11 protein-coding genes are annotated in these 12,683 nt (G+C 72.9%); all 11 read left to right on the top strand.

The annotated features are described in order from the left end of the window. Positions 1-270 precede the first annotated feature (270 nt). The 11 genes from pyrR to rpoZ all read left to right on the top strand — a co-directional run bounded on the left by pyrR (position 271) and on the right by rpoZ (position 12,670). On the top strand, positions 271-855 hold the full coding sequence (pyrR, locus tag ABZ783_RS26755) for a bifunctional pyr operon transcriptional regulator/uracil phosphoribosyltransferase PyrR (protein ID WP_357442645.1): 585 nt from the start codon (positions 271-273) through the stop codon (positions 853-855). Beyond that, entirely contained in the window at positions 852-1,778 is a 927-nt protein-coding gene (locus ABZ783_RS26760; RefSeq protein WP_357442647.1) for an aspartate carbamoyltransferase catalytic subunit, read from the top strand. The genes pyrR and ABZ783_RS26760 overlap by 4 nt, the downstream gene beginning before the upstream one ends. Beyond that, positions 1,775-3,106, top strand: coding sequence for a dihydroorotase (locus ABZ783_RS26765; RefSeq protein ID WP_357442649.1), 1,332 nt, complete (start codon positions 1,775-1,777; stop codon positions 3,104-3,106). The genes ABZ783_RS26760 and ABZ783_RS26765 overlap by 4 nt, the downstream gene beginning before the upstream one ends. A 55-nt stretch (positions 3,107-3,161) precedes the next feature. Then, entirely contained in the window at positions 3,162-4,370 is a 1,209-nt protein-coding gene (gene carA / locus ABZ783_RS26770; RefSeq protein ID WP_357442651.1) for a glutamine-hydrolyzing carbamoyl-phosphate synthase small subunit, read from the top strand. Continuing rightward, positions 4,363-7,782, top strand: a complete 3,420-nt coding sequence (carB, locus tag ABZ783_RS26775; RefSeq protein ID WP_357442653.1) for a carbamoyl-phosphate synthase large subunit — start codon at positions 4,363-4,365, stop codon at positions 7,780-7,782. Before carA ends, carB begins: the two co-directional genes overlap by 8 nt. Positions 7,783-7,885: 103 nt before the next feature. Continuing rightward, positions 7,886-8,923, top strand: a complete 1,038-nt coding sequence (locus ABZ783_RS26780; RefSeq protein ID WP_357442655.1) for a quinone-dependent dihydroorotate dehydrogenase — start codon at positions 7,886-7,888, stop codon at positions 8,921-8,923. A gap of 73 nt (positions 8,924-8,996) precedes the next feature. Further along, a complete protein-coding gene (locus ABZ783_RS26785; protein ID WP_357442657.1) occupies positions 8,997-10,271 on the top strand; it encodes an adenosylmethionine--8-amino-7-oxononanoate transaminase in 1,275 nt (424 codons plus the stop codon). Positions 10,272-10,463: 192 nt separating this feature from the next. Then, complete coding sequence (gene pyrF / locus ABZ783_RS26790; protein WP_357442659.1) at positions 10,464-11,300, top strand: orotidine-5'-phosphate decarboxylase; 837 nt, start codon at positions 10,464-10,466, stop codon at positions 11,298-11,300. A gap of 179 nt (positions 11,301-11,479) precedes the next feature. Continuing rightward, on the top strand, positions 11,480-11,797 hold the full coding sequence (gene mihF / locus ABZ783_RS26795) for an integration host factor, actinobacterial type (protein WP_357442661.1): 318 nt from the start codon (positions 11,480-11,482) through the stop codon (positions 11,795-11,797). A 26-nt stretch (positions 11,798-11,823) separates the two neighbouring features. Next, positions 11,824-12,357 carry a guanylate kinase gene (locus ABZ783_RS26800; RefSeq protein WP_357442663.1) on the top strand — a complete coding sequence of 178 codons (534 nt, stop codon included), beginning with the start codon at positions 11,824-11,826 and terminating at the stop codon, positions 12,355-12,357. 46 nt (positions 12,358-12,403) lie between these two features. Next, the gene (gene rpoZ / locus ABZ783_RS26805) at positions 12,404-12,670 is read left to right on the top strand and encodes a DNA-directed RNA polymerase subunit omega (RefSeq protein WP_013285517.1); all 267 of its coding nucleotides are present in this window, start codon (positions 12,404-12,406) and stop codon (positions 12,668-12,670) included. Positions 12,671-12,683 lie beyond the last annotated feature (13 nt).

The following is a 12,683-nucleotide window of genomic DNA, read 5'->3' on the forward strand; positions in this document are numbered from 1 at the left end:
GTGCTGCTCGGGGTTCTCCCAGCTATCGCTACGGAGCGTGACGGTACGGGGATTGGGACACCGGGTCAAGTGCTCGTGACGTTACCGTTGGGGCAGGCGGGGGACTTGTCCCGGTTTCGCCGGCCTGACCCGGGGGTCAGTACCGCCGACGGTCGGCCCGGTGACCGCTGGTAACGTGGCGTGAAGCCCCGGTCCGGGCCGCCTGCGGCCCGCCGGAAGACCAGACATCCTTTAACGACCCGTCCCGTGAGGCGGGGAAGGAGGTCCGCCGTGGCCTACCCACCGGCTGCCCGTACGTCGCCGCCACGACAACCCTCGGTGAAGGTCATCCTCACCGCCGCCGACGTGTCGCGGGTGGTCGACCGCATCGCCCACCAGATCCTGGAGAAGACCCAGGGCGCCGCCGAGACCGTGCTGCTGGGCATTCCCACCCGCGGCGTCCCGCTGGCGAGGCGCCTCGCCGCCCGGATCAGCACCTTCGAGGACGTGACCGTCCCGGTCGGCGTGCTCGACATCACGCTCTACCGCGACGACCTGCGCCGGCATGCCACCCGCGCGGTCGGCCCGACCGACCTGCCCGCGGGCGGGATCGACGGCAGGCGGGTGATCCTCGTCGACGACGTGCTCTTCTCCGGCCGTACCGTGCGGGCCGCCCTCGACGCGCTGAGCGACGTCGGCCGCCCGGCCTCCGTGCAGCTCGCCGTCCTGGTCGACCGCGGCCACCGGCAGTTGCCGATCCGGGCCGACTACGTCGGCAAGAACATCCCGACCGCGCTCGCCGAGAGCGTCAAGGTCACCCTCGCCGAGACCGACGGCGCCGACGAGGTCAAGCTCTACGGGGGTAGCCCGTCATGATCAGGCACCTGCTCTCCGGCGGCGACCTGGACGCGGCCACCGCCACCCAGATCCTGGACACCGCGGCCGAGATGGCCACCGTCGCCGGTCGCGAGGTCAAGAAGCTGCCCGCGCTGCGCGGCCGGACCGTGGTGAACCTCTTCTACGAGGACTCCACCCGGACCCGGATCTCGTTCGAGGCGGCCGCCAAGCGGCTCAGCGCCGATGTGATCAACTTTTCCGCGAAGGGTTCCAGCGTCACCAAGGGCGAGAGCCTGAAGGACACCGCCCTCACCCTGCAGGCCATGGGGGCCGACGCGGTGGTCGTCCGGCACCCGGCCTCCGGCGCCCCGCACCGGCTGGCGAACTGGGTGGACGGGTCGGTGGTCAACGCCGGCGACGGCACCCACGAGCACCCCACCCAGGCGCTGCTCGACGCGTACACGATGCGCGCCCGGCTGGGCCGGCTCGCCGGCCTGCACGTGGCGATCGTCGGCGACGTGCTGCACTCCCGGGTGGCCCGCTCCAACGTGCTGCTGCTCTCCACCCTCGGTGCCAAGGTCACCCTGGTCGGCCCGCCCACCCTCATCCCGGTCGACATCTCGCCGGCACTCGCGCCGGGCACCGACGTCTCCTACGACCTCGACGCCGTTCTACCCGGTGTGGACGTGGTGATGATGCTGCGGGTGCAGCGGGAGCGGATGAACGACTCCTACTTCCCCTCGGCCCGCGAGTACGCCCGCCGTTACGGGCTCGACGGGCCGCGCCTGCGCCGGCTGCCCGAGCACGCGATCGTCATGCACCCCGGCCCGATGAACCGGGGCATGGAGATCACGCCCGAGGTCGCCGACTCACCCCGCTCCACCATCGTCGAACAGGTCGCCAACGGGGTCTCCGTGCGGATGGCCGTCCTCTACCTGCTGCTCGGAGGGAACAACCGGTGACCGCGTACCTGATCCGGAACGTGAGTGTGGTCGGCGGCGCGCCGACCGACCTGCTGATCCGCGACGGCGTTGTGGCGGAGACCGGCGCGGGGCTGACCGCGCCGGACGCCACGGTGGTCGACGCCACCGGCCTGGTCGCCCTGCCCGGCCTGGTCGACCTGCACACCCACCTGCGCGAGCCCGGCCGGGAGGACGCCGAGACCGTCGAGTCCGGCTCCCGGGCCGCGGCCCTCGGCGGCTACACCGCGGTCTGCGCGATGGCCAACACCTCGCCGGTCGCCGACACGGCCGGCGTGGTCGAGCAGGTCTGGCGGCTCGGCCGGGAGGCCGGGCTGGTCGACGTGCAGCCGATCGGCGCGGTCACCGTCGGCCTGGCCGGCGAGCGCCTGGCCGAGCTGGGCGCGATGGCCGACTCGGCGGCCCGGGTGCGGATCTTCTCCGACGACGGGCACTGCGTCGCCGACCCGAAGCTGATGCGCCGGGCCCTGGAGTACGTTAAGGCGTTCGACGGGGTGATCGCCCAGCACGCCGAGGAGCCGCGGCTCACCGAGGGCGCGCAGATGCACGAGGGCGAGGTCTCCACCCGGCTCGGGCTGACCGGCTGGCCGGCGGTCGCCGAGGAGGCGATCATCGCCCGGGACGTGCTGCTGGCCGAGCACGTCGGCAGCCGGCTGCACGTCTGCCACGTCTCCACGGCCGGCAGCGTGGAGGTGCTGCGGCACGCCAAGGCGCGCGGGGTGAAGGTGACCGCCGAGGTGACCCCGCACCACCTGCTGCTCACCGACGAGGTCGTGAGCGGGCGGAGTGAGCTGGCGAGCCCCGCACTCGCGAACAACTGGAGCCCGGTGGCTCCCTACGACCCGGTCTACAAGGTCAACCCGCCGCTGCGGACCGCGGCCGACGTCGCCGCGCTGCGGGCCGCGCTGGCCGAGGGCGTGATCGACATCATCGCCACCGACCACGCCCCGCACGCGGTGGAGGACAAGGAGTGCGAGTGGGCGTACGCCCGGCCGGGCATGCTCGGCCTGGAGACGGCGCTGTCGATCGCCCTCGACGTGGTCGGCCCGCAGTGGGACCTGATCGCCGAGCGGATGTCCCGCGCCCCGGCCCGGATCGCCGGGCTGGACGGGCACGGCCTCGACCCGGCCCCCGGCGTGCCGGCCAACCTGACCCTGGTCGACCCGGCCGTCCGCCGCGTCATCGAACCGGCGGAGCTGGCCAGTCGCAGTCGCAACACCCCGTACGCCCGCATGACGCTGCCAGGTCGCATCGTGGCGACCTTCCTGCGCGGCGAGCCGACGGTCCTGGACGGAAAGGCAGTCAAGTGAGCGCGAGGAATGCAGCGAAGCGGAGTCCCGCAGTCGCGAACGAAAGGCCGGCACAGTGACCAAGCGCAGGCCCGCGATCCTCGTCCTCGAGGACGGGCGCACCTTCCACGGCGAGGCGTACGGCAGCGTCGGGGAGACCTTCGGTGAGGCGGTCTTCAACACCGGCATGACCGGCTATCAGGAGACCCTGACCGACCCCTCGTACCACCGGCAGGTGGTGGTGCAGACCGCGCCGCACATCGGTAACACCGGCGTCAACGACGAGGACGACGAGTCCGGCCGGATCTGGGTCGCCGGGTACGTGGTGCGGGACCCGGCCCGGATCGGCTCCAACTGGCGGGCCACCGGCGGCTTGGAGGACCGGCTCGCCGCCGAGGGCGTGGTCGGCATCAGCGGGGTGGACACCCGGGCGCTCACCCGGCACCTGCGCGAGCGGGGCGCCATGCGGGTGGGCATCTCCAGCGTCGACGACGACCCGGCCGCCCTCCTCGACCGGGTACGCCGGTCGCCGCAGATGGTCGGCGCGGACCTCTCCGCCGAGGTGACCACCGCCGAGCCGTACGTGGTCGAGGCGCAGGGCCCGCACCGGTTCACCGTCGCGGCGCTGGACCTGGGCATCAAGCGCAACGTGCCCCGCCGGCTGGCGGCGCGCGGAGTGACCACCCACGTGCTGCCCGCCACCGCCAGCATCGAGGACCTGCTCGCCACCGGGGCGGACGCGGTGTTCTTCTCCCCGGGCCCGGGCGATCCGGCCACCGCCGACGGTCCGGTGGCCCTGGCCCGGGAGGTGCTGACCCGGCGGATCCCGCTCTTCGGCATCTGCTTCGGCAGCCAGATCCTGGGTCGGGCACTCGGCTTCGGCACCTACAAGCTGGGCTACGGGCACCGCGGCATCAACCAGCCGGTGCTCGACCGGGCCACCGGCAAGGTCGAGGTGACCAGCCACAACCACGGCTTCGCCGTGGAGGTGCCCGGTGCGCAGGCCGGGGCGGTGGTCCCCGACCAGGTGATCGACACCGCGTTCGGCGGCGTCCAGGTGTCGCACGTCTGCCTCAATGACAACGTGGTCGAGGGGCTGCGGGCCAAGGATGTGCCCGCCTTCACCGTCCAGTACCACCCGGAGGCGGCGGCCGGCCCGCACGACGCGGACTACCTCTTCGACCGCTTCGCCGAGCTGATCGAGGGCGGTGTCGCCCTCGACCGGAAGCAGAGCGAGGGCCGCGGCCTCGACCTGAATCACAGTGAAGGCGGAAAGAATGCCTAAGCGGACCGACCTCAAGCACGTCCTGGTGATCGGCTCCGGGCCGATCGTGATCGGGCAGGCCTGCGAGTTCGACTACTCCGGCACCCAGGCCTGCCGGGTGCTGCGCAGCGAGGGGATCCGGGTCAGCCTGGTCAACTCCAATCCGGCGACGATCATGACGGACCCCGAGTTCGCCGACGCCACGTACGTCGAGCCGATCACCCCGGAGTTCGTCGAGCTGGTCATCGCCAAGGAGCGTCCCGACGCGCTGCTGCCCACCCTGGGCGGCCAGACCGCGCTGAACACCGCGGTCGCCCTGCACGAGGCCGGGATCCTGGAGAAGTACGGCGTCGAGCTGATCGGCGCCGACATCGAGGCGATCCGGCGCGGTGAGGACCGGCAGTTGTTCAAGGACATCGTCGCCAAGGCCGGCGTCCGGATCGGCCTCGACGACCCGTCCTCGCTGGTGCCCCGTTCCCGGGTCTGCCACTCGATGGCCGAGGTCGAGGAGACCGTCGCCGAGCTGGGCCTGCCGGTGGTGATCCGGCCGTCGTTCACCATGGGCGGCCTCGGCTCCGGCATGGCCCACAACGACGAGGACCTGCGGCGGATCGCCGGGGCCGGCCTGGCCGCCAGCCCGGTGCACGAGGTGCTCATCGAGGAGAGCGTGCTCGGCTGGAAGGAGTACGAGCTTGAGCTGATGCGCGACCGCCACGACAACGTGGTGGTGGTCTGCTCGATCGAGAACCTCGACCCGATGGGTGTGCACACCGGCGACAGCGTCACCGTGGCCCCGGCGATGACCCTGACCGACCGGGAGTACCAGCGGCTGCGCGACCTCGGCATCGCGGTGCTGCGCGAGGTCGGGGTGGACACCGGCGGCTGCAACATCCAGTTCGCGGTGAACCCGGCCGACGGCCGGATTGTCGTGATCGAGATGAATCCCCGGGTGTCCCGCTCCTCGGCGCTGGCCTCGAAGGCCACCGGCTTCCCGATCGCCAAGATCGCGGCGAAGCTGGCCATCGGCTACACCCTGGACGAGATCCCCAACGACATCACCCTGAAGACCCCGGCGGCGTTCGAGCCGACGCTGGACTACGTGGTGGTGAAGATCCCCCGGTTCGCGTTCGAGAAGTTCCCCGGCGCGGACCAGGAGCTGACCACCACCATGAAGTCGGTCGGCGAGGCGATGAGCCTCGGCCGCAACTTCACCGAGGCGCTGAACAAGGCGATGCGCTCGATGGAGACCAAGGCCGGCGGGTTCTGGACCCGGCCGGACCCGGCCGACGCGACGAAGGAGAACACCCTCGCCGCGCTGCGCATGCCGCACGACGGCCGGCTCTACACGGTGGAGCGGGCGCTGCGGCTCGGCGCCTCGATCGCGGAGGTCGCCGAGGCGTCCGGCGGGATGGACCCCTGGTTCCTGGACCAGATCGCGGCGCTGGTCGAGCTGCGCGCCGAGATCGTCGACACCCCGGTGCTCGACGCCGACCTGCTGCGCCGGGCCAAGCGGGCCGGGCTGTCCGACCGGCAGCTCGCCGCGCTCCGCCCCGAGCTGGCCGGCGAGGACGGCGTCCGGGCCCTGCGCCACCGGCTGGGGGTACGCCCGGTCTACAAGACGGTCGACACCTGCGCCGCCGAGTTCGAGGCGACCACGCCCTACCACTACTCGACGTACGACCAGGAGACCGAGGTCGCGCCCTCGGACCGGCCCAAGGTGATCATCCTGGGCTCCGGGCCGAACCGGATCGGGCAGGGCATCGAGTTCGACTACTCGTGCGTGCACGCCGTCCAGGCGCTGCGCAGCGCGCCCATCGGCTCAGCCGCTGCGTCCGGTTCCGGCGTCGAAGGCGCCGGTTTCGGTTCCGGCGTCGAAGGCGCCGGCTACGAGACCGTGATGGTCAACTGCAACCCGGAGACCGTCTCCACCGACTACGACACCGCCGACCGGCTCTACTTCGAGCCGCTGACCTTCGAGGACGTCCTGGAGGTCTGGCACGCCGAGGACTCCTCCGGCCGGGCGGCCGGCGGCCCGGGCGTGGTCGGCGTGATCGTGCAGCTCGGCGGGCAGACCCCGCTCGGCCTGGCCCGGCGGCTCAAGAACGCCGGGGTCCCGGTGGTCGGCACCTCGCCGGAGTCGATCCACCTGGCCGAGGAGCGGGGCGCGTTCGGCGCGGTGCTGGCCCGGGCCGGGCTGCGCGCTCCGGCGCACGGCACGGCCACCTCCTACGACGAGGCGAAGGCGATCGCCGACGAGATCGGCTATCCGGTGCTGGTCCGCCCGTCGTACGTGCTCGGCGGGCGGGGCATGGAGATCGTCTACGACGACGCCACCCTGCGCGACTACATCGGCCGAGCCACCGACATCTCGCCCGACCACCCGGTGCTGGTGGACCGCTTCCTCGACGACGCCATCGAGATCGACGTGGACGCGCTCTGCGACGCCGACGGCGAGGTCTACCTGGGCGGCGTGATGGAGCACATCGAGGAGGCCGGCATCCACTCCGGCGACTCGTCCTGCGCGCTGCCGCCGATCACCCTGGCCGGCTCGCACCTGGCCCAGGTACGCCGCTACACCGAGGCGATCGCCCGCGGGGTCGGCGTGCGCGGCCTGCTGAACGTCCAGTACGCCCTGCAGGGCGACATGCTCTACGTGCTGGAGGCGAACCCGCGGGCGTCCCGGACGGTCCCGTTCGTCTCCAAGGCGACCGCGGTGCCGCTGGCCAAGGCGGCGGCCCGGATCGCGCTCGGCGCCACCATCGCCGAGCTGCGCGCCGAGGGGATGCTCCCGCCGACTGGGGACGGCGGCACCATGCCGGCCGACGCCCCGATCGCGGTCAAGGAGGCGGTGCTGCCGTTCAAGCGGTTCCGTACGCCGGCCGGCAAGGGGATCGACGTGCTGCTCGGCCCGGAGATGAAGTCCACCGGCGAGGTGATGGGCATCGACACCAACTTCGGGCACGCCTTCGCCAAGTCGCAGTCCGCCGCGTACGGGTCGCTGCCGACCGCCGGCAAGATCTTCGTCTCGGTGGCGAACCGGGACAAGCGCGGGATGGTCTTCCCGATCAAGCGCCTGGCCGACCTGGGCTTCGAGATCGTCGCCACCACCGGCACCGCCGAGGTGCTGCGCCGGCACGGGATCGCCTGCGAGCAGATCCGCAAGCATTTCGAGGCCGGTGCGGGCGAGGACGCGGTGTCGCTGATCCTCGGCGGCGACGTGGCTCTGGTGGTGAACACCCCGCAGGGCTCGGGCGCGAGCGCCCGCTCCGACGGGTACGAGATCCGCAGCGCCGCGGTGACCGCGGACATCCCCTGCATCACCACGGTCCCCGGCGCCGCCGCCGCAGTCATGGGCATCGAGGCCCGCATCCGGGGCGACATGCGCGTCCGCCCCCTGCAGGACCTCCACGCCACCCTGCGAGCCGCCCAGTGACCGCCGGCACCCTCGCGGTGATCATGAGGTTGGCGGCGGTCGAGGAGATCGACATCGCCGTCAACCTCATGATCGACGGGGCCCGGGGCCGGGGAGGCGCGGGGTGATCTTCGAGCGGGTGGTGCGGCCGCAGTTGTTTCGGATCGGGGGCGGGGACGCCGAGCGGGCGCACGAGTGGACGTTGGACCGGCTGGCCTCGGTGTCGCGGCGGCCGGCCGTGCTGGCGGCGCTGCGCGCCCGCTACCTCCGGTCCGCGCCGCGCACCGTGTTCGGGGTGGACTTCCCGAACCCGGTCGGGCTGGCGGCCGGTATGGACAAGAACGGGGTCGCGTTGCCGGCCTGGCCGGCGCTCGGCTTCGGCTTCGTCGAGGTCGGCACGGTCACCGCGCACGCCCAGCCGGGCAACCCCCGGCCCCGGCTGTTCCGGCTGCGGGACAGCGAGGCCGTGGTCAACCGGATGGGCTTCAACAACGCCGGCGCGGAGGCCCTCGCGGCCCGGCTGGCGGCGCTGCCGCGCCCGATCGGCGTACCCCTGGGGATCTCGCTCGGTAAGTCCAAGGTGACCCCGCTGGGCGAGGCGGTCGAGGACTACCTGGCGTCCTACCGGGCGCTGCGGGAGCACGGCGACTACTTCGCGGTCAACGTGTCCTCGCCGAACACCCCCGGCCTGCGGTCCCTGCAGGACCGGTCCCACCTGGACGCGCTGCTGGCGGCGCTGGTGGGGGAGAAGCCGGTGCTGGTGAAGATCGCCCCCGACCTGACCGAGCCGGCCATCGCCGAGTTGCTGGCGGTCTGTCTCGACCGGGGCGCGGCCGGGGTGATCGCCACCAACACCACCCTGGCCCGCGACGGGCTCGCCCCGGCCGACCGGACGCGGGGTGCGGAGACCGGCGGCCTGTCCGGCCGGCCACTGGCCGCGCGGGCCCGCGAGGTGGTCGCCTTCGTGCACCGGGAGACCGGCGGCCGGCTGCCGGTGGTCGGGGTCGGCGGCATCCTCGACCCGGACGACGCGACCCGGATGTTCGACGCCGGCGCGAGCCTGGTCCAGCTCTACACCGGTTTCATCTACCGGGGCCCGGCCCTGGTCCGGTCGGTCGCCCGGGCAGCCGCGCCGGCGACGGTGCCGGCCGGCCACCGGTGAGGCGAGGGCCGGGCGGGGAAGCTGCGCCGGGCCCGACGCGCGGCCCGGCCGCGAGGAGACGAAGGAGAGCCTGATGACGCCCGAGGAGATCCTCGCCACCGACCGCCGGCACGTCTGGCACCCGTATGCGGCGCTGCCGCCGGCCAGCCCGCCCTACGTGGTGGAGAGCGCCCGGGGCGTACGGCTGCGGCTGGCCGACGGCCCGGAGCTGGTGGACGGGATGTCGTCCTGGTGGGCGGCGATCCACGGCTACCGGCACCCGGTGCTGGACGCGGCCGTCACCGACCAGCTCGGCCGGATGAGCCACGTGATGTTCGGCGGCCTCACCCACGAGCCCGCGGTGCGCCTCGCGCGGACCCTGGTCGAGCTGGCCCCGGACGGCCTGGAGCACGTCTTCCTGGCCGATTCCGGCTCGGTCAGCGTGGAGGTGGCGGTGAAGATGTGCCTCCAGTGGCAGCGGGCCACCGGGCGGCCGCAGCGCCGCCGGCTGGGCACCTGGCGGGGCGGCTATCACGGCGACACGTTCCACCCGATGAGTGTCTGCGACCCGGAGGGCGGCATGCACCACCTCTGGGGGGACGTGCTGCCCCGGCAGGTCTTCGCGCCGGTGCCGCCGGACGGCTTCGACACCCCGCCCGACCCGGCGTACGAGGCGGCCCTGGTGGACGCGGTGGAACGGCACGCCGACGAGCTGGCCGCGGTGATCGTGGAGCCGGTGGTGCAGGGGGCCGGCGGGATGCGGTTCCACCACCCGCACTACCTGCGGGTGCTGCGCGAGGTGACCCGGGCGCACGGCATCCTGCTGGTCTTCGACGAGATCGCCACCGGCTTCGGCCGGACCGGGGCGATGTTCGCCGCCGAGCACGCCGGGGTCGCTCCGGACGTGCTCTGCGTCGGCAAGGCGCTCACCGGCGGCTACCTCACCCTGGCCGCCGCGCTCTGCACCCCCGAGGTGGCCCACGGCATCTCGGCCGACGGGGTGCTGGCGCACGGTCCGACCTTCATGGGCAACCCGCTCGCCTGCGCGGTCGCCAACGCCTCCCTGGGCCTGCTGGCGGCCGGGGACTGGGCCGGGCAGGTGGCGAGGATCTCCGCCGGGCTGCGGGCCGGCCTGGCGCCGCTGCGCGACGCCCCCGGCGTGGCCGACGTCCGGGTGCTCGGCGCGATCGGCGTGGTCCAGCTCGACCACGAGGTGGACATTCCCCGGGCGACCGCCGCCGCGGTGGCGCAGGGCGTGTGGCTGCGGCCGTTCCGGGACCTCGTCTACACCATGCCGCCGTACGTCACCGACGACGCGGACGTGGCGCGGATCGTGGCCGGCATCGAGGCGGCGGTCAAGGCGGGCTGAGCCGGCCCGCTGGCCGCCCCCGGCGGCCCGCCGGGGACACGCGTCGCACACCTCGGCGGCGGCCCTCGACGGGACGCGTGGACGGCCCGCGGCGGCGCACAGCACGGACGGCCGACCCGGGGACGGGCGGCGACAGGGTGACACCGACGTACGCCGCGGCGCGACGCCGCGCGACGGAGAGGGAGAGACGCGATGGAGACCTTCGGCGCCCGCCTGTACCGGGCCGTGGCGGAGCGGGGACCGCTCTGCGTGGGTATCGACCCGCACCCCGGGCTGCTGGCCCGCTGGGGGCTGTCTGACGACGTCGCGGGCCTCGACCGGTTCAGCCGGACGGTGGTGGAGGCGATCGGTGACCGGGTCGCGGTGGTTAAGCCGCAGTCGGCCTTCTTCGAGCGTTTCGGGTCCCGCGGGATCGCCGTTCTTGAGTCAACTATCCGACAGTTGCGGGAGGCGGGCGCGCTCGTTCTCCTCGACGTCAAGCGCGGCGACATCGGTTCCACGGTCAGCGCGTACGCCGCGGCGTACCTCGATCCATCCAGCCCGATGTATGTCGATGCGGTCACGGCGAGCCCGTACCTGGGGGTGGGGTCACTCGCGCCGATGTTCGAGCTGGCCGCCGCGCACGGTGGCGGCGTCTTCGTCCTGGCGCTCACCTCGAATCCCGAGGGCGCCGCCGTGCAGCGGGCCGTCGCGGCCGACGGGCGGACCGTGGCGCAGACCGTGATCGACGAGATTTCCCAGCTCAACCGGGGTGCCGAGCCGCTCGGTAGCCTCGGTCTGGTGGTCGGCGCGACCATCGGGGACACCGGTCACGACCTCTCCGCCGTACACGGTCCGCTACTCGCCCCGGGGCTCGGCGCGCAAGGTGCCACGGCGGCCGACCTGCGCACCGTGTTCGGGTCCAGCCTGCCGTCGGTGCTGCCGTCGTACTCCCGCGAGGTGCTGCACGCCGGGCCCGAGGTGGCCGCCCTGCGGGCCGCCGCCGAGCGGGTGCTGGCGGAGTGCCGGAGGACCCTCGCCACCTCATGACTGACTGACGGCTCGGTCACTTTACGTTGATCTTCGCGCGCCCACGTTGCCGAAAACTCCGTTGCCCGCTAGTTTTCCCCGCGCTGGGAACCACGGACCCCTTTGGTTGCCAGCGACACCACGTTTCACAGAAGCGACGGTGCGCTCCGCCCGTCGCGCTAGGGACCTGAGGAGAACTGGTGCCGCTCCCGTCACTGACCCCCGAGCAGCGCGCTGCCGCGCTGGAGAAGGCCGCGGAGATCCGCAAGGCCCGTGCGAAGCTGAAGGAGGACCTCAAGCAGGGCAAGACCAGCCTCGCCACCGTCCTCGAGCAGGCCGAGGCTGACGACGTCGTCGGCAAGCTGAAGGTGTCGGCCGTCCTCCAGGCGATGCCGGGCATCGGCAAGATCCGGGCCACCCAGATCATGGAGAAGCTCAAGATCGCCGACAGCCGTCGCCTGCGCGGCCTCGGCGAGCAGCAGCGCAAGGCTCTGCTTGGAGAGTTCGCCGCCAACTGAACGCCGTAGGCGTGTAGAAACAAGCGGTGAGCACGGATGACGAGGCGCGCCCGGCGGCTCGGCTCACTGTCCTGACCGGACCTTCGGGGGCCGGGCGGTGCAGTGTCGTCGAGCAGGTCCGGGCGCGCTTTCCGTTGGTGTGGGTGCCGGTGGTCGCCACCACCCGACCCCCGTGCCCCGGTGAGGTGGACGGCGTCGACCGGCTCTTCCTCGACCCCGCCCGTTTCGACCGGATGATCGCCGCGGACGAGCTGCTGGAGTGGAGCCGGATCGGGCCGTACCGGCGGGGCGTGCCGCGGGAGGGCGTCCGGTCCCGGCTCGCCGAGGGCCGGCCGGTGCTGCTCCCGCTGGACCTGCCCGGTGCGCTCGCCGTCCGGGCCGCCGTGCCGGGCCCGCAGCTGGTGCTCCTCGCCCCGCCCGGACACCGGCCGGACCCGGCCGTGGCCGCCGCCCTCACACACGCCGTGGCGCACGACCGGACCGAGCGTGCGGCGGACGAGCTGGTAGGCTTGCTCGGTTCTTCCTTCCTGGCTCCGGCCCAACCGCGCCCGAGCGGTTGAGAGGCCACCGCCTCCGGGCGGTGCATCAAGACGCAGAGGTTTATTCGTGGGATCCATCGCCACCAACCCCGAGGGCATCACCAACCCGCCGATCGACGAGCTCCTCGAGAAGACGACCTCGAAGTACGCGCTGGTGATCTTCGCCGCCAAGCGCGCGCGCCAGGTCAACGCCTACTACAGCCAGCTCGGTGAGGGCCTGCTGGAGTACGTCGGCCCGCTCGTGGAGACCACCCCCCAGGAGAAGCCGCTCTCCATCGCCATGCGCGAGATCAACGCGGGTCTGCTCACCGCCGAGCCGACCGACCAGCCGTAGCACCCGCCCGCGT

Source organism: Micromonospora sp. NPDC047738 (assembly GCF_040642675.1).
Classification (GTDB): Bacteria; Actinomycetota; Actinomycetes; order Mycobacteriales; family Micromonosporaceae; genus Micromonospora.